General features: G+C 30.9%; 17 protein-coding genes. 10 read left to right on the plus strand and 7 right to left on the minus strand.

All coding sequences use genetic code 11. From position 1 onward, the window contains the following. The first annotated feature begins 86 nt into the window (after nucleotides 1–86). From H277_RS0117575 to H277_RS0117595, 5 genes are all read left to right on the plus strand, one after another. Nucleotides 87–1,616 carry a T9SS type A sorting domain-containing protein gene (locus H277_RS0117575; RefSeq protein WP_019976940.1) on the plus strand — a complete coding sequence of 510 codons (1,530 nt, stop codon included), beginning with the start codon at nucleotides 87–89 and terminating at the stop codon, nucleotides 1,614–1,616. A 2-nt stretch (nucleotides 1,617–1,618) separates the two neighbouring features. Continuing rightward, nucleotides 1,619–4,561, plus strand: coding sequence for a hypothetical protein (locus H277_RS0117580; RefSeq protein WP_033422796.1), 2,943 nt, complete (start codon nucleotides 1,619–1,621; stop codon nucleotides 4,559–4,561). Between the two features lie 10 nt (nucleotides 4,562–4,571). After that, nucleotides 4,572–8,069, plus strand: a complete 3,498-nt coding sequence (locus tag H277_RS19400; RefSeq protein WP_019976942.1) for an RHS repeat domain-containing protein — start codon at nucleotides 4,572–4,574, stop codon at nucleotides 8,067–8,069. Next, a complete protein-coding gene (locus H277_RS0117590; RefSeq protein ID WP_019976943.1) occupies nucleotides 8,066–8,476 on the plus strand; it encodes a hypothetical protein in 411 nt (136 codons plus the stop codon). Before H277_RS19400 ends, H277_RS0117590 begins: the two co-directional genes overlap by 4 nt. Nucleotides 8,477–8,649: 173 nt before the next feature. Then, a complete protein-coding gene (locus H277_RS0117595; RefSeq protein WP_019976944.1) occupies nucleotides 8,650–8,883 on the plus strand; it encodes a hypothetical protein in 234 nt (77 codons plus the stop codon). Between the two features lie 270 nt (nucleotides 8,884–9,153). On the opposite strand, the gene H277_RS0117600 is transcribed toward H277_RS0117595, so the two are convergent. After that, the gene (locus H277_RS0117600) at nucleotides 9,154–10,563 is read right to left on the minus strand and encodes an amino acid permease (protein WP_019976945.1); all 1,410 of its coding nucleotides are present in this window, start codon (nucleotides 10,561–10,563) and stop codon (nucleotides 9,154–9,156) included. A gap of 314 nt (nucleotides 10,564–10,877) precedes the next feature. Further along, complete coding sequence (fabV, locus tag H277_RS0117605; protein WP_019976946.1) at nucleotides 10,878–12,080, minus strand: enoyl-ACP reductase FabV; 1,203 nt, start codon at nucleotides 12,078–12,080, stop codon at nucleotides 10,878–10,880. A 156-nt stretch (nucleotides 12,081–12,236) separates the two neighbouring features. Between fabV and H277_RS0117610 the strand changes: the two genes are divergently transcribed. Both H277_RS0117610 and H277_RS0117615 read left to right on the plus strand, forming a co-directional pair. Then, nucleotides 12,237–12,665 carry a hypothetical protein gene (locus H277_RS0117610; RefSeq protein ID WP_019976947.1) on the plus strand — a complete coding sequence of 143 codons (429 nt, stop codon included), beginning with the start codon at nucleotides 12,237–12,239 and terminating at the stop codon, nucleotides 12,663–12,665. Between the two features lie 12 nt (nucleotides 12,666–12,677). Beyond that, complete coding sequence (locus H277_RS0117615; RefSeq protein WP_019976948.1) at nucleotides 12,678–12,983, plus strand: hypothetical protein; 306 nt, start codon at nucleotides 12,678–12,680, stop codon at nucleotides 12,981–12,983. A 33-nt stretch (nucleotides 12,984–13,016) separates the two neighbouring features. On the opposite strand, the gene H277_RS0117620 is transcribed toward H277_RS0117615, so the two are convergent. After that, the gene (locus H277_RS0117620; RefSeq protein ID WP_019976949.1) at nucleotides 13,017–13,325 is read right to left on the minus strand and encodes a DUF3817 domain-containing protein; all 309 of its coding nucleotides are present in this window, start codon (nucleotides 13,323–13,325) and stop codon (nucleotides 13,017–13,019) included. A 165-nt stretch (nucleotides 13,326–13,490) separates the two neighbouring features. Between H277_RS0117620 and H277_RS0117625 the strand changes: the two genes are divergently transcribed. After that, nucleotides 13,491–14,609, plus strand: a complete 1,119-nt coding sequence (locus tag H277_RS0117625) for a calcium:cation antiporter (protein WP_019976950.1) — start codon at nucleotides 13,491–13,493, stop codon at nucleotides 14,607–14,609. A 63-nt stretch (nucleotides 14,610–14,672) separates the two neighbouring features. Here the strand turns inward: H277_RS0117625 and H277_RS0117630 are convergent, their stop codons facing one another. From H277_RS0117630 to truA, 4 genes are all read right to left on the minus strand, one after another. Further along, a complete protein-coding gene (locus H277_RS0117630; protein WP_019976951.1) occupies nucleotides 14,673–15,623 on the minus strand; it encodes a LysR substrate-binding domain-containing protein in 951 nt (316 codons plus the stop codon). A 134-nt stretch (nucleotides 15,624–15,757) separates the two neighbouring features. Further along, nucleotides 15,758–16,174 (minus strand): hypothetical protein, encoded by a 417-nt coding sequence (locus H277_RS0117635; protein WP_019976952.1) that lies wholly within the window; start codon nucleotides 16,172–16,174, stop codon nucleotides 15,758–15,760. 76 nt (nucleotides 16,175–16,250) lie between these two features. Next, complete coding sequence (locus H277_RS0117640) at nucleotides 16,251–18,011, minus strand: ABC transporter ATP-binding protein (protein WP_026357714.1); 1,761 nt, start codon at nucleotides 18,009–18,011, stop codon at nucleotides 16,251–16,253. Continuing rightward, nucleotides 17,998–18,753 carry a tRNA pseudouridine(38-40) synthase TruA gene (gene truA / locus H277_RS0117645; RefSeq protein WP_019976954.1) on the minus strand — a complete coding sequence of 252 codons (756 nt, stop codon included), beginning with the start codon at nucleotides 18,751–18,753 and terminating at the stop codon, nucleotides 17,998–18,000. The genes H277_RS0117640 and truA overlap by 14 nt, the downstream gene beginning before the upstream one ends. A 34-nt stretch (nucleotides 18,754–18,787) precedes the next feature. On the opposite strand from truA, the gene H277_RS0117650 reads away from it, so the two are divergent. Continuing rightward, complete coding sequence (locus H277_RS0117650; RefSeq protein ID WP_019976955.1) at nucleotides 18,788–19,279, plus strand: metallophosphoesterase family protein; 492 nt, start codon at nucleotides 18,788–18,790, stop codon at nucleotides 19,277–19,279. A gap of 25 nt (nucleotides 19,280–19,304) precedes the next feature. Beyond that, nucleotides 19,305–19,748 (plus strand): flavodoxin family protein, encoded by a 444-nt coding sequence (locus H277_RS0117655; RefSeq protein WP_019976956.1) that lies wholly within the window; start codon nucleotides 19,305–19,307, stop codon nucleotides 19,746–19,748. Nucleotide 19,749: the final 1 nt, after the last annotated feature.

The following is a 19,749-nucleotide window of genomic DNA, read 5'->3' on the forward strand; positions in this document are numbered from 1 at the left end:
GCACTACGAGGGATATTAAATTTATGTTTTCTTTTAGTTTATGTTAACATTTTATTTATATTTACAACTAATTAACACTAACATATATGAGAAAAACTTTACTTTCTGCTTTCTCCTTATTTTATGCGCTTACAATCTATGCTCAACAAGATGTTTTGTGGGAAAAGTCAATAGGAGGAAAACATTCAGAGTATCTATATAATACAATTTCTACACCTGATTATGGTTTTTTACTATTAGGCAGTTCTCTTTCCGATGCTACAGGAGATAAACAGTTACAAAATAGAGGTGGATTAGATTTTTTTATTTGGAAAATCAACGAAGACGGTAAACAAGAATGGCAACAATCGTTCGGAGGTAACGGAAATGATTTTCTTACTTCGGGTGATTTAACCAAAGATGGTGGTTATATTCTAGGAGGGTATACGGATTCTTCAAAATCAGGAGACAAAACTGATGATAATATTGGTCTTACCGATTATTGGATTTTAAAACTAGATGCTATTGGTTCTATTCAATGGCAGAAAACTATTGGCGGGCTAGGTTATGATGAATTAGTTACTATCATACAAACTCAAGATGGAGGATATCTATTAGGAGGAAATTCTGATTCCCCAAAATCAAATATAAAGACAGAAAAAAATATCGGGGGTAAAGATTATTGGATCGTAAAATTAAATTCAAAAGGAAATATTGAATGGGATAGAACTTTAGGAGGTGAAAATACCGATGAATTAAAATCTATTATCGAAACAAAAGAAAGTTACATCCTTTTAGGACAAACAAACTCAATTAATGAAAATAATCAATTTAAAGATTTTGATATTGAAGCTATTCAACTAAATAAGAATGGGGAAGTAGCTAAAAAACTACGTTTTGGTGAAAATAATGAAGATTTATTTAGCTCAGTTTATTTTGATACAGAGAAACAAGAATTCCATTTATCAGGAATTTTTAATAAAGGAGATAAAACAGAGTTAACTATTATTCGTTTGGATGATAATTTAAACTTCCAATCAGAGATTAGTAGAGAATTAAATCAAAACCAAACAATCAATAGCTTGATTTTAACTAAAGAAAAAGAATATTTATTAGCAGGGAGCAAATTAGAGTATTCTATAAATAATAATATTCAACAACAAATTAGTTCATATCAAACAATGACTTTAAGTCTATCGGGAGAAAATATATGGAGTAAAGAGTTAAAAAATAGTGGATTTGATTATTTACAAATTGCTCTTCAAACAAGAGATGGCTCTATTATGTTGATTGGAAACTCAGATTCCAAAACATCGCATAATAAAAAATCAGAAGGTCAAGGACAACAAGATTTTTGGATTGTTAAATTAGGTAATAAAGAAACTTTAAATAACCAGGATAGAAAATATATCGAAGCTTATCCTAATCCTACTTCAGATTACGTAAACATTTTAATTAATCAAGAGTTTAAACAAGCAAATGGTGCTATTTATAATCTAACAGGACAACTATTACAAGAATTTGATATAAAATATAGAACGACTCCTCTAAATATAAATAACTATCCAAGTGGAGTATACATTATAAAATTGCACATCGATCAACAACAACAAGATATTAAAATTATAAAAAAATAGACATGAAATTTTTATACTATTTTATATTATTTACATTTTTTAATTGCTATTTACTAAAAGCCCAGAATAATACAACTTTGATTAGTAATCCCTCTTCTTATCAAACAGGGGTACCAGATATTTCTTTTTCTTTGTTTGAATTACAAGCTGCAAAAGATTTTAATATTAATCTGGGACTTTCTTACCATCCTAATTCTTATCGTATGGGAAGATATAATGGAGTAATAGGAAGAAATTGGAATTTAATAGGAGGAAATTTTTCTATTTCTATGATAAATACTGAAGAATACAGCCCTACAACTGATTATAATTTATATAGTTATAGTATTAATGGAGAGAGTGGATATTTCAAATTAATAAAAATCCCGAGTTCTACAACTTCGTCTGCTTCTTTTGAAATTATGAAGTTAAATCCTGGAAGTAGTAATATTGAATTTGAAATAGAATATTTATACTCTGAACCTTTTGTGAAAATATTTAAAATCACCGACTCTAAAGGATATAAATATACATTTTCTAATTTTGATTATAGAAAAAGAGATTATAACGCTGGAGGAAATTACCGATCAACTTTTTTTATAAGTCAAATACAAAATTCTTTAGGTAATAAAATTGTTGATTATACCTATAAAACTACAACTAAATATTTTAATGCTGCAATTATTGATTACATTGATAACAAACTTAGTACTATTGAAACAAATCATGGTAAAATTCAACTCGAATATAGTGAAGAATTAGATTTAGAAGAATTAGACAAAACAAGTTTAAAATCAATCACTTTAACAGATAAAAAAGGAAATTTCATTTCTAAATATAACTTATCCTCTCATATAATGGCAGATGAATTTTATGATTTATATAGTATATACGGTGATTATCAAATTAAAAAAATATTTATGAGAATGTTTAGTAGTCTTATTAAAGTTGATAAATTTTCTAATATCCTCGAAAAAACTTCTTTTAATTATCTAATAAAACCTTTAAATATAAACCATGAAACCTCTCCATACTGGGGAGAACCTACGGATAGGTTATATAAAATTTTAAAATATGATAATCCTAAAAAAACAATTAGTGGTATATTAGAGCGTATTACTTTACCTTCTGGAAGTGTTATAAACTATGAATTTGAGCCAAATAAATTAGAATCATACATTGATAAAAATTCACAAGAATACATTAATAAAATAAAAGATCCATTTCAATTTACTGATCCAGAAATAGAGTACATAGATAGTAAATTTTATGAAGGTGAAGGTGAAGAATATATCACTTTCGATACAAAAGTTTCTAGAAAATATTATATCAATAATCTCAAAAGTACAGATCCATATGTAAGAGTATATATTCAATTTCAAAAAAGTGAAATTTATCCATCTGATAATGGAAATGGACCTATTGAAATGAAAGGTGTTCCTGGTCCTGAGCCTTATGTAAAATATGTTGTTAGAAATGCAATACCTAATAATTGGACTAATTGGTATAACGAACCCACTGATGAGTATTTATCAGGGAAATATTATGTGGTACCAAATGATGGTAGTGCATATATAGAAATAACAGGAGGTGGTAATGGCTATATATATATATTAGAAAAACTATATAAGCAACCTCCTTATGCTAATGAAGTATCATCTCCTTTTGCAGGTGCAAGAATAAAGAAAATCAATTATTATAAAAATAATAAAGATTTAGGAGCTTCCAATCCTAGTAAATTCATTGAGTATAATTATGATTATTTTAATAAACCAAATGTATCAAGTGGTTTAGGTATTCCAAATTCTGAACAGCAATCTATTATTTATCAAAATGTAAAAGTAACAGAAAGTGATAAAAAGGGATATACTAAATATTACTATAAGACACCTTTTGATTATCCAACTTTTGATCATCCAACTATTCCTAATGAAATAGTAAAACCATATTATAATTCTATAAAATCAGGATTACTAAAAAAACAAGAAGTGTATGACGATAGTAATAATAAAAAACAAGTAATAGAAACAGATTACATTTTTCCTGAGTATAGTCCATCAAAAGTTTACCAAAGCTACTATTTTGGTATATACAATGGTATAGAACCCCCTCATTTAGGTTCTTATGTTTATGAAGATTATAAAGATTATTTTTTTACTACTGAACAATATCCAGAAAAAATTGTAACAAAGGAAACTTCATACGATGATGCAATGAACGGATTAGAGATCATTTCAGAAAAAACATTTGATCCAGAAACGAATAACCTAAAAACAGAGAAGAGAATAACAGCAGATGGAACAGTTACAGAAGCTATCTATCAATATGCTAAAGACAAGAATCATACAAAATTATTGAATGCTAATATGCACTCTATACCATTAGAAGTTTTACACAAGACTAACAATGTAGAGATAGGAAAAATAGAAATGAAATTTGATCATCAAGATAATTTTTATCCTTCCTCTATTCGAAAATATGGATTAAATAATGTAATCAATACGGAAGAAAAAAATGATTTATATGATGATTTTGGAAATATTTTACAAAAGACATCTAAAACAGGTATTCCAACTACATACATCTATGGGTATAACAGTTCTTTATTAATTGCAACAATAGAAGGCGCTAATTACACGCAAGTTATGCAAGCATTGGGTCTAGGAACAGATAAAAATGCATATAAAAATCTTGATATCTATATAAAATCTAACCAAGACATAGATGAATCGAAAGAAGTAGCATTACAACAAAGTTTAGATCAATTCCGTTTAAATTCTCAACTCAAAGAATATCTCATTACAACTTATACTTATGATCCGTTTATAGGAATGAGAAGTATGACAACGCCTAGTGGAAATAAAGAATATTATTTTTATGACAATGCACATCAGTTAATAAGGATAGAAGATATTAATCATAATATTATTAAAGAATTTAAATACAAGTACAATCTCCAACCTTAATCTACATTTTATGAAAAAAGTACTTTTTTATTTGCTGTGCATTTTATGTATAAATGAACAGGCTTTTTCTCAAAATTTTACTTCTGGAGAAAGTTATACGTATACAAAAGTTTATCTAGATTCAGTTAAATCTACAATACCTAATCAGAATGCCCAATCAATACAAACTGTTCAATACAAAGATGGATTAGGGAGAATAAAACAAGATATTGCTATCAATGCAATAAAACCAGGACAAGATATTGTCACGAGTTATTTCTATGGAATAAATGGTGAAGTTGCTAAGCAATATTTACCCATTGCTAAAGGAAGCCAAGATGGTTTATTACATAATATATCAGAAGGAGAAATAAATGCCTACTATAATACTAGTAATGCTTTTTCAGAAGTGAAATATGACGGCTCTCCTTTTAACCGTATTACAGAACAAGCCTCAGTAGGGGATGGTTGGGGAATGAATGGAAATCATACTAGTAGTATTAAATATAGCTTTAATCAAGCGGGGAGTGTCAAAAAATATGTTGCATTACTAAATGGTAGAACCCTTGTAAATACTTTGTACGATTATGGTTTTTATGATGCGAATACTTTATATAAAGTAACAACGAAAGATGAAGATGGTAATATAGCCGAATTATATAAAAATGGTTCTGGAAAAACTATTCTTTCTCGCATAAAAAAAGGAGCAGAAAATATTGATACATATTATGTGTACAATCAAGTAGAACAATTAACACACATCATACCTCCTTTAAATGCAGGAGAAAATCCATTATCTGAGAGTGCAAAAAATGAAATTTTGTATCATTATAATTATGATGCAATAGGACGACTTACAGAAAAGAAAGTTCCAGGAAGAGGAACTGAATATTATGTTTATGATCGAGAAAATAGAGTTGTTATGTCAACTGATTCTCGTTTATTAGCTCAAGGAAAATGGACATTTATAAAATATGATCGTTTTGGACGTATTGCCTATACAGGTATGTGTACAGGAGCAAATAGAAAAACAGAACAACAAAATGCAGATAATTCTTCTGTACTATATGAGTTAAAAACATCTGCTATAGGATTTCAAAATTCTTCAATGGATGTGTATTATACAAAAAATGCCTATCCTATTGCTATTACCGATATTTTTTCCATTAATTATTATGATGCCTACCCACAAGGAATGCCTATTGCAAAACCTGCGAATATTTATAGTCAACCCACATTATCTTCGGATGTAATTCAAAATCATAGTACAAAATCACTACTTACTGCTACATATGTGAAAAATGTAGAGGCAGCTGAATGGGAAAAAAATTATTTTTGGTATGATACCAAAGAACGACTAATTGGAAATCATAAAACCACTCATCAAGCGGGATACAGTAAAACTGAGATGAAACTCGATTTCCCTGGTAATATCACAGAATCTAAAGTCTATCACAAGCGTTTGCAAAATGATAATGAATTGGTTATAAAGCAACGTTATGTATATTCTACTCAAAATTTATTAGTAAAACATTACCATAAAGTAGACAATCAGGCAGAAGTTCTGCTTAATGAAACAAGTTATGATGATTTAGGACGAATTGTTAATAAAAAAGTGGGGAATAATTTGCAATCTGTAGATTATACCTACAATGTAAAAGGGTGGCTAACTTCCATTAATAATCCAGATAATTTAGGTGATGATTTATTTGCTTTGAAAATTAACTATAATCAAACTACACCTACAGCAGCTAATACTGCAAAAGCAAGATATAACGGAAATATTAGTCAAGTATTTTGGAAAACAGCAAATTCTAAAGAAGTAAGATCATATGACTACATATACGATGAACTGAATCGACTTACAGCTGCCAACTATTCTCGTGGTACTGCTATAAAGTTTGCTTATGACGAACGTATTAGTTACGACAATAGAGGAAATATTACGACGCTTACACGAAATGGTCAGTCCGAACGTAACAATGGTTTATTACTTGATGAGCTTACATACTATTACCAACAGAATAGTAATAAACTGAATAACGTAGATGATAGCCGACCACAGATAGGCTTCACTAATCTCAATACAACGACAGGAATTTCTTCGGGAAAAGAAAACGATTATTTCTATGATGAAAATGGAAACATGACCCAAGATTTGAATCAAGGTATAACAGAGATTAAATACAATTATCTAAATTTGCCTACAGAAGTTATTTGGAATAGTACAAAAAAGATTACCTACAGTTACAATGCAGCAGGTGTAAAACTAAAAAAGGTTAGCGTAGATGGCAGTAAAACAACGACAGTAGAATATTTGGATGGTTTCCAATATCAAAATACTAAATTACAGTTTATACCTACAGCAGAGGGATATGTAAATGTAATGGGAAATATAGTAAACCAACAAAGAATCTATAATTATGTTTATAACTATAAAGATCATTTAGGGAATGTACGGGTTAGTTATGCATGGGATGACAAAGAGAGCAAACTAAAAATCTTAGAAGACAATCATTTTTATCCATTTGGAGGAAAACACAGAGGATATTCAGGACTTAATTATACACCATCACCTATAGGAGAAATTGGAGGAGTAACCATAAATCCAGGAGGGGATTTTGGAGATGTTAGTTCAAAATATTCAGGAAAAGACAACTATCATTACAAATACAATAGTAAAGAACTACAAATAGAAAGTGGTTTTTATGATTACGGATGGAGGCAATATATGCCTGATATCGGACGTTGGAATGGAATAGATCAATTGGCTGAATCTTACCACAATATCAATCCTTATGCTTATGTAGCCAATAATCCTATTTCTTTTACAGATCCTGATGGTAGAAAGATTACCCCAACAGGAGACGGATACAGTTTTTCAGGAGCCGATTTAGATGTATTAATCGCTTTTATAACTGGAGGAGGAAATGTGAGAAATCTTTCTCAACAATTATCATCATACGAGTCTAATGGTGGTGATTTTGGTAGTGGTCCTCTTAGTAATTTTTGGGGTGGTTTTGATAGTGGAGGCGCTATAATGGGTATAGGATATAATTCAAATACAGGTTACGTAAGTTGGATGGTACATGATGGTAATGGATCTTATTCGGAAAATGGAACTGTTTTCTTAGAAGGATTTACTATACATGCTAAAAAAGAAACAACTACTGATGCTTTTAAGATTACGTTTGAGGAAGAAGAAAAAAGCCCTCTTCTTAAATTTGTAGGAATGCGAAAAGGAATAATTCCTGAATTTGAAAGTAGATTAATGGAAGGAAAAGGGGCAATTACTCCTGCTTTTTTTATTATTTATGGGACAGGATCTTCAAAAGATCCACGTTATGCTAATCATGAACCAGGACATGCTATTCAGTTTCTATTAATGGGACCTTCTAGATACTATACAGAAATAGCAATTCCTAGTTTATTAACGGCTCATCTAGATAATGCTATGGATATGCCTTGGGAAAAATCAGCTTCAATTTTCTGGTATATACTAACAGGAGAAAAAGATCCAGACTTATGACAAAAAATAGTTTATTAATAAAAATAATTTATTTATCAATAATCGTTTTAACTTCATGTCATTATCAAAATGATGAGTTAAAGATTCTTAACAATTCGAATTCTTCTTTATGTTATGAGACCGTAATCTTTAATATAAAAGACAGTATGTATTATTTAGGTCCAGCTAGTGATAAACTAGCTCCAAAACAGATAAAATCTCCTATTGTTAAGACTTCTATCCGAAGTAAAATTCATAATAAAAAATATAATGGAATTCTGTATATTTATTTTCTTCCTTGTAATAAAAGAGAAGAATTTTGGAACAATACAGATTCTATAATGAAAAAACAAATTGAAAATAATAAAATATTAAAATTCACGGAAAAAGAATTAGATAATATGAATTGGTTAGTGAATTATAATTAAACGATATAGTAGTGGGTAATGTTTCAAATGTGTTGTTTTATCAGGTAGGGTAGTGTATCAGATGTGTTGGTGATTTTGGTAGCGGACCTATTAGTAATTTTTGGGGAAGTTTTAACAGCCGAGGCGCTATAATTGGTATAGGATATAATTCAAATACAGGCTATGTAAGTTGGATGGTACATGATGGTAATGGCTCTTATTCAGAAAATGGAACTGTTTTCTTAGAAGGATTTACTATACATGCTAAAAAAGAAACAACTACTGATGCTTTTGAGATTGTATTTAAAGATACTATAAATGGCAAATTAACTAGAAGTAGTTTGGTTGATGGTATTATTAATAATAAATACTATAATCTTGGTTCTCTAGGAATAGATCAAGCTCTTTCTAAAACATCTTCTTATTGACTTAAGAAGTTAGAAAGTGTCAATTTCTAAATTTTTAAAATAAAAGAATGTAAATTACTTTTTAAAAAAAAAGTTGAAATCAAAGTTTATTTAAAAACGTCAAAAATAACATCAAATGTTCGACAGAAGTACCTTTCAGCCCGCTAAGAAACCTCAATAGAGAAATCTATTGGGGTTTTGTTTTTTCGATACTTTTTAAGTCATATTTCAATTAAAAACCCTTCATCTAGAAAAGACAAAGGGTTTCAAAAAACTCAAAATGATAATTTTCTAATCATCAACTTTACTATGTTGTTTTCCGTAGAAAAAATAAATACAAATTCCTATTATCAGCCAAATTAAAAGTCTCCACCAGCTCTCCATTGTTAGCGACGTCATCAAATAAACACATACGATTACTCCTAAAATCGGAACCAATGGAACCAATGGAACTTTAAACTTACGTTCAGCATCAGGCATTTTCTTGCGCATCACAATAATTCCTATACAAACCAACGTAAACGCAAACAAAGTTCCTATACTTACCATATGTCCTAAGTCTTTGATCGGTACAAACCCTGCAAAAATGCTTACGAATACCAAGAAGAATAAGTTTGTTTTCCAAGGAGTATGAAACTTTTTATGAACATCAGAAAAGAAAGAAGGCAATAGACCATCATTACTCATACTATAAAATACGCGGCTTTGCCCTAATAACATCACTAAAATTACAGATGTATATCCCGCTATAATTGCTAATATTAATACACTTTGTAAAAATGTATACCCAGTGGCTGCAAAAGCTGTCGCTGCAGGAGAAGCATCTCCTTTAAAAATTGTATAAGGAACTAATCCTGTCATTACCCATGAAAATAACACATACAAAATAGTACAAATCACTAGTGATCCTAAAATTCCGATAGGCATTCCTTTTTGCGGATTTCTTGCTTCCTGTGCAGCAGTAGAAACTGCATCAAAACCAACAAAAGCAAAGAAAACGACTGCTGCTCCCGCTGCAATACCAGGCATTCCTCCAAATTGAGTTCCTGGAATATTTTTAGGGATAAATGGAATATGATTTTCCGGATTAATATGACTCCATCCTAAAACAATAAATACGATTACTACACTTACTTTTAAGATGACAAGAATATTATTAATAATTGCAGATTCCTTCGTTCCTCGGATCAGAACCAATGATAGTACACAAACAATAAAGATTGCCGGTAAATTTATCATTCCTCCGTCTGCTGGAGCGTGCAGCAATTCATGAGGTAAATGTATATTCAATTGTTGTAAAAATTTATCTACATACGCAGACCAACTCACACTTACAGTGGCTGCTGCCAATGCATATTCCAACACTAAATCCCAACCGATGATCCATGCAATAAATTCGCCCATTGTAGCATAAGAATACGTATACGCACTTCCTGCTACAGGAATCATTGATGCAAATTCTGCATAACACAACCCTGCAAAAGCACAACCTACAGCAGCCAGTACAAATGATAAAGTAACGGCTGGCCCGGCATGATCTGCTGCTGCGATTCCTGTTAAGCTAAATAATCCTGCACCTATAATGGCGCCAATACCCAAAGCGACTAAAGCTCCTGAAGATAGAGATCTTTTTAAACCTCCTTCCGTCTCCTGTGAATCTTCTATTAATTTCGCTAACGGCTTAATTTTCCATATTGACATAAAAATACATGTGTTAAAACTTGGCGAAATCTAAAGCATTTCACATGTTTTTTTAACTATTCAAAAACAAAAATCCATCATTTTTAGACATATTATTAAAATAGACGTTTTATTTTAACAATAATATAAATTACATGGCTTTTCAAAGACAATTTTTAAATTATTCATATAAATAATATTGTTTTATTAAAAGAGTAAAACAATAAAAACGAAATAATTATAAATAAACTATAGTTATACTTATTTTATTAAGACAAAAAAAAACCACCTAAATTAATTTAGGTGGTTTTTAATATTTTTTAGGATTCTATTCCTTAGTTAGAAATACTTGGTACAGAAACCAATTCATCAGCTTCTGCTTCATAATCGATTTCATCATAATTAAATCCAAATAATTGGAAGAATTCATTGCGGTACCCTTCTATATCTGAAATTTCGTTGATGTTCTCAGAAGTTACAACTTTCCATAAATCATCTACTTCTTTCTGTACATCTTCACGCATTTCTAAATCGTCAATACGAATACGTCCGTTTTCATCTAACGGAACTTGCCCGTCAGCAGTATATAAACGCTCTTCGAAAAGACGCTGCATTTGTTCAATTGTCCCTTCGTGAATACCTTTGTCTTTCATTACTTTATACAATAACGAAACATACAACGGTACAACAGGAATAGCAGAACTAGACTGCGTTACCAAAGCTTTGTTAACCGAAACATAAGAAACTCCATTCAAATCAGCCAACAGCTCATTGATAGCAGGTACCGTTTTTTCTAAATCGTTTTTCGCCATACCAATTGTTCCATCCTTGTAGATTCTATGTGTTAACTCTGGTCCTATATATGAATAAGCAACTGTTTTTACACCCTCAGCTAAAACTCCTGCTGCTTTCAAATCTTCCATCCAAAATTTCCAATCCTCTCCTCCCATTACAGCAATTGTATTATCAATATCTTCCTGAGATTCGATTGGTTCGATTGTAATATCCGTTACACTAGCAGTATGAAAATCTACAGTTTTATTTGTAAATGGTTCACCAATTGGTTTTAAAACTGAAGAATATGCAATTCCTGTTTTAGGATGTGTACGACGCGGAGAAGCTAAACTGTATACCACTAAATCGACTTGACCTAAATCTTTTTTAATTAAATCGATTGTCTGTTGTTTAATCTCATCAGAAAAAGCATCTCCATTAATACTTTTTGCATACAAACCAGCTTCACTTGCCTCTTTTTCAAAAGCAGCAGTGTTATACCAACCTGCAGTTCCAGGTTTTCTTGGTGCAGCAGGTTTTTCAAAGAAAACTCCTATTGTTGCAGCATTGTAACCAAAAGCAGCTGTAATACGAGAAGACAGTCCAAAACCTGTCGAAGCTCCAATTACCAATACTTTTTTTGGTCCTTCAGCGGAAATATTTTTTGATTTTATGTACTCAATTTGATTGTGAACATTTTTAGCAGTTCCCTCAGGATGAGTGGTAATGCAAATAAAACCTCTTGTTCTTGGTTGAATAATCATTATACTTAATTTAGTTGCATAAAATTATAAAATAAATTCAATATAACGAAACGTTCTCTTTTTGAACCTTGACAAACTGAATTTAGAGCAATCTTTTAGGAATATTAGATTCATTTCATTATATTTACATTATCTACTAAAAAACCTACTACCTAAATGAAAAATATCCATATAGGCTCTTTAATACAAAAAAGAGTTAACGAACTAAATATTGATATAGCTAGAATTATAGCTTTCTTTAAGTCTTACTCTGAAAGTGAAATAAAAAAACAATACAAGAGTAAATCGATACAAGTTGATGATTTATTGAAATGGTCAAAATTATTAGAATATGATTTTTTTAGAATCTACACACAGCATATTATTTTGTATTCTCCTGTAGGAAAAAACCCTTCAAAATCAGATTCGAATAAGAGCCTTGTTTTACCCAATTATCGTAAAAATGTATATACAAAAGAAATTATTGATTTTGTTTTGGATCTATATACAAATGAAAAAAAGAAAATTCAAGAGATTTCGGACGAATACAATATCCCTAAAAATACAATTCATAATTGGGTAAAAAAATACCTCCCTCAAAATTAAATCTTACTACTCATGGAAAAACCAAACTACCAAAAAATTTACCAAGAAATTATTCAACGAAAGTTTTCAGAAAAAGCAAAACAAACTAAAAAACTATTAAAAAAGGAAATGGATACTTTGGATGTCATTAAGATATCTGAAATATTGAATGGAAAAGAAACTTCTGAAAATCAAAAACACAAATCGTATGATGTAGATTCCATCTTGAAAATTCTGACTATTCAAAAAAACAATAATTATACGAACACACTTATTGCAGAAAAATTCAAAATTAGTCGAAACACTGTTTCCAGATGGAGAAAAATTCATGGTTTTTAAATAAAAAAGGCTTCAAAATGAAGCCTTTTTTATTTATTCGTTTTTTTCCTCTTTTATCTTTTTATGCAGTGCTAAAGTGGCGAATGGAATAAATGCATACATAATATAGAAAATAAAATCTTCATCATCCCATTTGTATATCTTTCTAACCTTGAAAAGCAATAATAAATAAACCGTGAACCAAAAACCATGAAAACAACCGGCAAATGGCATGGGTAGCACATAGCCAAACTGATATTTCATAGGCATTGCTACTAAAAACAAGAGTACACAACTTACAGTTTCCCATATACAAGCTATGCTAAACCATTTTTTAAACTTTTCGTCAGATATATTTAACATACTGCAAATTTAATTTTTTATTGACAGTGAACTTATGACAACCATTAGCTAAATGTTTTATTTTAACATAAAAAACACCGTGATTATTAATAATTATGATAATTAAACATATTAATTATCAATAATACTTATTATTTTTGTACTTAATCTAAAACCATATATTGAATGCACGTAGACAATTTTATTTCAAAAAAATTCAATTTAGCATTACCATATTGGACAATTATTTGCCCAATTCTTGCCATAATTTCATTAGGACTTGCCGATAATTTTAAAGAACAAATATGGCTTTCAAGTGTTTTAGGAGCCATATTAATTTTTGCTGTATTAGCTGCTGTACATCACGCAGAAGTTGTTGCACACAAAGTTGGAGAGCCTTTTGGAACAATTATTTTAGCATTGGCCATTACCGTCATTGAAGTTTCACTTATTGTCTCATTAATGATGTCAGAACCTACAGGAACACCATCTATGCTCGCTAGAGATACTGTTTTTGCTGCTGTCATGATTATTTTGACCGGGATCATAGGAATGTGTTTATTAGCCGGAGGTGTACGTTATAGAGAACAAAATTTTATCAAACAAGGGGTTTCTACCGCACTTATTACATTAGTTGCGATCTGTATCTTAACACTGGTCTTGCCTAATCTTTTAACCTCAGAAAAGGGTGGAGAATTTTCAACAAGCCAACTAATTTTTGTTGCAATCATTTCATTAATTTTATATGGAGGATTTATTTCTGTCCAAACAATCCGACACAGAGATTACTTTCTTCCGCAAAATAATTCGGATAACATGGCATCTGAACTACATGTTGAGAAACCCAATCTACTTACAACTATTTCGAGTTTAGTTTTATTAATCATCGCTTTAGTTGCTGTTGTTTTATTGTCTAAAAAATTATCTCCTACAATAGAATCCATTGTAATGGACTTGGGGGCTCCAAAATCATTTGTGGGAATTATAATTGCAACTGTCATTTTATTGCCAGAAGGCTTAGCTGCATACAAAGCAGCTAAAAAAGACCGTTTACAAACAAGTCTTAACTTAGCTTTAGGGTCTGCTTTGGCTTCAATCGGATTAACAATTCCTGCTGTAGCAATTGTATGTTATTTTACAGGATTAGAAGTTACTTTAGGTCTCGACATGAAGTCGTCTGTCCTGTTAGTCCTTTCGCTATTTACAGTTTATTTATCCCTTAGTTCGGGGCGCACCAATATTCAACAAGGAATTGTATTGTTAACGCTTTTCGCCACTTATTTATTCACCACTATTGTTCCTTAAAATAGTTTAAAAAGTATAAAAAAAACGACTCGAAATTTCGAGTCGTTTTTTTATGTTATCAATTTATTTCCTTGGTAAAGAAACCATGTTTGCATCTATTTTTTGATCTTTTTCCAGGAAAATTTTCCCTCTCAAAATACTTTGAATTGTATTGATTAATTCCTTCTCAAAAGAATCTCTCAATTGAGATTGATGGAAAATCAACGATACTTCTCTTGTCGGAACCGGTGATTCAAAATTCTTTACAAATCGTTTCAATTCTTCTGGCAAATCATCCGCAACTAAAGCCGGTAATAACGTCATTCCATACCCATCATTCGCTAATTTAACTAAAGCTTCAAAACTACCTGAGTCTAATTTGATTGGGCGATTCTTTAAATTAGAGGTGTCACACAATGCCAGAACATTGTTTCTGAAACAATGCCCTTCTTGTAAAATCAATAAATCAGACGTGTCTAAATCATCTTCATTAATTTTTACTTTATCTACTAAACGATGTCCGTTTGGAACATAACCTACTAAAGGCTCATAGTATAAAGGTTTTTCAATAATTTGATCTTCAAAAAGGGGAGAAACAACAATACCAAAATCTAAAGAACCATCTTTTATTCCTTTTATTATTTTATCCGTTTGCAACTCTTTAATGATAAGATTTGATTTTGGATTATTTTTTTGAAAAGTTTTATAAAACAACGGCACCAACGACGGCAAAACTGTTGGAATAACTCCAATCACAAAATCTCCTTCCAGCAAACCTTTTTCTTCATTTACCAAGTGTTTCATCCGATTGGCTTCCATTAAAATTGTTTTCGCCTGAGCAACAATCTTCTCTCCTATTTGTGTGATTTTAATTGGATGTGATGTTCTATCGAAAATATCAATATTTAATTCTTTTTCCAATTTCTGAATTTGCATACTCAATGTCGGCTGAGTTACAAAGGATTTATCAGCAGCAACTGTAAAGTTTTTATGTTCAGCAACAGCCAACACATATTGTAATTGTACTAATGTCATATAAAATTGATATCTATAAATTTTTGTGATAAAGATATACATTAATATACTATCAATCTATATCATTCATCATAATTTAACCCCATAAAAAAAGCTCGAATAAATTCGAGCTTATCATGTAAAAATAAGTTTACTTATTTTGTTAATTGTTTTTGGATTTCTGCTGACCACTCTTGCAATTTCTTTGCATCTTCAGGAGACAATTTTTGAGTTATTTTTTGTAACTCTGTAGATAAGTCAACCGCTTTTTTAGTTAAGTCAGCTAATTTAGCTTGATCACCGGCTGTAGCAGCAACTTTCATTTCTCCTGCTAATTCTCCATATCTTTTTGCCCAATCATTTGCTTCCGGACTAGAAAAAGTTGGAAAATCTTTTGCGATATCAGCTACTTTGTCCATTGTTTCTTTTCCGGCTTCTACTTGGTCAGTTACAGTTTCAGCTACATTTTCTTGTGTATTTTCTACTTTTGCATCTACTTTTTCTTTTTCAGATTTACAAGAAGATAAAGAAACCACACCTAATACTGCAGCGGCTAAAAATAATTTTTTCATTTTAATTAGAGTTTTAAAGTTAATATTATTGATTGTTGAATATAAACAAATCTAACGATTTATTTTTGTTAATTTTTCAATTTTCTTTCGAAAATTGAACTTCATACAAATTGGCATAATAACCATGTTTTGCTAACAATTCACTGTGTGTTCCTTGCTCAACAATCATTCCATTATCCATTACAATAATTTTATCTGCGTTCTGAATTGTTGCTAAACGATGCGCAATGATTATAGATGTTCGCCCTTGTGTCAACTTATCTGTTGCTTTCTGAATCAATTCTTCCGACTCGGTATCAATCGATGATGTTGCTTCGTCTAATACCAAAATTTGTGGATTATAAATATACGCTCTCAGAAAGGATATCAATTGTCGTTGCCCAACAGAAAGGGTAGCTCCCCGCTCGCTTACTTCACTATAATACCCTTTTGGTAACGACATAATAAAATGATCGATTCCTATTATTCTAGCCGCATTCTGAACTTCTTCCAGAGAAATATCTTTATTTCCCAAAACAATGTTGTCATAAATTGTTGTATTAAATAAGAAAACATCTTGCAAAACAACAGCTACATGATTACGAAGATTCGTTAAATCCATTTCATGAATATCAACATCATCAATTTTTATTACACCGGAATCAATGTCATAAAAACGGCTTAATAAATTAATAATGGTTGATTTTCCTGCTCCTGTCGCTCCAACAATTGCTACTTTTTCTCCGGGGTTTGTTGAAAAAGAAATTCCTTTCAACACCAAATTATTCGGAACATACGAAAATTTAACCTCTTCAAAATCAATTTTTCCTTTTACATGGTCCAGTTTAATTTTTCCTTTATCCGGTAATGTTTGATCATCATCTAAAATCTTGAATACACGGTCTGCTCCGACCAAACCTCGTTGAATCGTATTGAATCGTTCTGCAATTGCGCGCATCGGTGCCGTTAACAACGTAACATATTGTGTAAATGCAATTAAATCACCTACTGAAACATCTCCATAAACAGCAGTTCTCAATCCTCCAAACCAAATTAAGCTTCCTGTTGCTAAAGCCGAAATGATATCAACAACCGGAAATAAAAGTGAAAAATAAAATACGGTTTTTAAATAATTTTTCTTTAAATCATTATTAATCGAAACGAATTTATTGTATTCTGCATTCTGACGATTAAAAACCTGAATAATATTCATTCCTGTCAACCGTTCCTGTACAAATGTATTCAGTTTTGCTACGATTGTCCGCTCCTCCTGGTAGACATTTTTCAATGCTTTTTGGAACAACCGGGTAATAATCATCATTAACGGAAGAATGATAATGACAACAGTTGCCAAAACCCAGTTCATCCAATACATGACAAAAACAATAAAAACAATTTTTAGCACATCACCCAACATCACTAAGATTCCATCATTAAAAACCTCCGCAATTGTTTCAATATCAGAAACTGAACGTGTCACCAAAACCCCATTTGGAGTTTTATCGAAGTAACCAAGTTTAAATTTGATTAAGTGATTATACAAACGAACGCGCAACAAACGAATAACTCGCTGCGCGACAACATTCGCTAAATACACCATAAAAAAAGATAAAATACCTTCAAAAACCAACACCAAAGCCAGCTTTAGAATTTGGTATTTCAATCCGGGCAGATCTTTCGTTTGAATATAATCGTCGATGATATTTCCTGTCAAATACGGACGATAAACAGAAAAACAAGCACTAAAAACTGCCACAAAAACAACAGACCAAAACAAAAATTTGCTCTGTGCACCAATTTGTAAAACACGTTTTAAACCTGTAAAATCAAACGATGAATTTTCTTTATTTGAACTCATTTTTAAATAATTCTTTTGGATACTGAACATCCACCAAATACAATCCTTGCGCTGGCGCCGAAGCTCCTGCAGAAGAACGTTGTTTCTGCTCAATAATTTCTTCAAAATCCTGGATAGAAATTTTTCCTAATCCAACTTCAACCAATGTTCCAACAATTGCACGCACCATATTTCGTAAAAAACGATCGGCTGTGATCTGAAAAATCAATTGACCATTTTCATTTTTTCGCCAAAACGCTTCTCTTACATCACAAATATTTGTTTTTACATCAGTGTGTAATTTAGCAAAACTTCCGAAATCTCCTTGCTTAATTAACAATTTTGCTGCTTCATTCATTTTTTCAACATTCAATTCACGGTTAAAAATCCAAGCACTGTCAAAAGCAAATGGATCTTTGAAAGGTGAAATAAAATAATTGTATGATCTTGAAGTAGCGTCAAATCGAGCATGAGCCTCATTATCCATTAAAAATAAACGATAAACTGCAACATCTTTTGGTAAAAAAGAATTCAATTTTTTAATTAAATCGTTGTTCAGTTTTTCATCATAATCAAAATGGACAAACATTTTTTTTGCATGAACACCAGCATCTGTTCTTCCGGCTCCTACAATCGAAATTTTTTTTCTTAATAGTTTAGACAATCTGTCTTCAATCACTTCTTGAACCGAAATTTGATTGGGTTGAATCTGATAACCAAAATAATTTTTTCCGTTGTATGCTAATTCTAAAAAATAACGCAATTGTTGTAAATTTGAAAAACAAAAATACAACCTTTTGAAGAAAATTCTTTTACTTTCGGACACGCATTCTTATATCGATGACAGAATTTTGGAGTACGCACAAAAAGCAGACGAAATTTGGCATGCAGGAGACATTGGTGATATTTCTGTAACTGATAGATTGGCTGAAATAAGACCTCTTCGTGCCGTTTACGGAAATATTGATGACAATAAAGTTCGTGCAGAGTTTCCCCTTCACAACCGTTTTACTTTAGAAGATATTGATGTTTGGATGACTCATATTGGTGGTTATCCCGGAAAATACAATCCTGCAATTCGAAAAGAAATGACAGAAAATCCGCCAAAACTATTTATTTGCGGGCATTCACACATCCTAAAAGTAATGCCTGATAAACAACTGGGATTAATTCATATGAATCCCGGTGCTGTTGGAAAACATGGCTTTCAGAAAGTCCGCACCATGTTACGCTTTGAATTGAATGACGGAAAAATTGAAAATTTAGAAGTCATTGAGTTTAAGAAATAAATCAATAACGACCTTAAAATAACAAATGAACAAACAAATCATTATAAATGGTTCGCACCATAGAACCGGAAAAACAACTGAATTAATCAAAGAAATTTATCCGGAAATTACTTCTTTAAAATTAATTGATTTCACTATCGAAATCTATAATTATGATGAAGTATATTCAGATAAAGATCAGTTTTTAGAAATTATCAATCAGATTTTAGCATATGACGAAATAATTTTTGCTACTCCTGTTTACTGGTATTCGATGAGTAGTTTGATGAAGATATTTTTTGACCGCTTAACAGATTTAATTGGTTCTCAAGAACCAATTGGCAGAAAACTAATGGGTAAAAAAGTACGCGTCATCACTTCTTCTATTGGAAATCATTTGGGCGAGAATTTCTTCTTACCCTTTGAAGAAACTGTCACTTACATGCATTTGGAATACCTCGGAGGTAAGCATTATTTAAACAAAAAATAAA

The organism is Empedobacter brevis NBRC 14943 = ATCC 43319, from assembly GCF_000382425.1.
Lineage (GTDB): Bacteria > Bacteroidota > Bacteroidia > Flavobacteriales > Weeksellaceae > Empedobacter > Empedobacter brevis.

Coding starts and splice junctions, on each gene's coding strand:
- H277_RS0117575 (WP_019976940.1), top strand. CDS start 87: ATGAGAAAAACTTTACTTTCTGCTTTCTCCTTATTTTATGCGCTTACA.
- H277_RS0117580 (WP_033422796.1), top strand. CDS start 1,619: ATGAAATTTTTATACTATTTTATATTATTTACATTTTTTAATTGCTAT.
- H277_RS19400 (WP_019976942.1), top strand. CDS start 4,572: ATGAAAAAAGTACTTTTTTATTTGCTGTGCATTTTATGTATAAATGAA.
- H277_RS0117590 (WP_019976943.1), top strand. CDS start 8,066: ATGACAAAAAATAGTTTATTAATAAAAATAATTTATTTATCAATAATC.
- H277_RS0117595 (WP_019976944.1), top strand. CDS start 8,650: ATGGTACATGATGGTAATGGCTCTTATTCAGAAAATGGAACTGTTTTC.
- H277_RS0117600 (WP_019976945.1), bottom strand. CDS start 10,563: ATGTCAATATGGAAAATTAAGCCGTTAGCGAAATTAATAGAAGATTCA.
- fabV (WP_019976946.1), bottom strand. CDS start 12,080: ATGATTATTCAACCAAGAACAAGAGGTTTTATTTGCATTACCACTCAT.
- H277_RS0117610 (WP_019976947.1), top strand. CDS start 12,237: ATGAAAAATATCCATATAGGCTCTTTAATACAAAAAAGAGTTAACGAA.
- H277_RS0117615 (WP_019976948.1), top strand. CDS start 12,678: ATGGAAAAACCAAACTACCAAAAAATTTACCAAGAAATTATTCAACGA.
- H277_RS0117620 (WP_019976949.1), bottom strand. CDS start 13,325: ATGTTAAATATATCTGACGAAAAGTTTAAAAAATGGTTTAGCATAGCT.
- H277_RS0117625 (WP_019976950.1), top strand. CDS start 13,491: ATGCACGTAGACAATTTTATTTCAAAAAAATTCAATTTAGCATTACCA.
- H277_RS0117630 (WP_019976951.1), bottom strand. CDS start 15,623: ATGACATTAGTACAATTACAATATGTGTTGGCTGTTGCTGAACATAAA.
- H277_RS0117635 (WP_019976952.1), bottom strand. CDS start 16,174: ATGAAAAAATTATTTTTAGCCGCTGCAGTATTAGGTGTGGTTTCTTTA.
- H277_RS0117640 (WP_026357714.1), bottom strand. CDS start 18,011: ATGAGTTCAAATAAAGAAAATTCATCGTTTGATTTTACAGGTTTAAAA.
- H277_RS0117655 (WP_019976956.1), top strand. CDS start 19,305: ATGAACAAACAAATCATTATAAATGGTTCGCACCATAGAACCGGAAAA.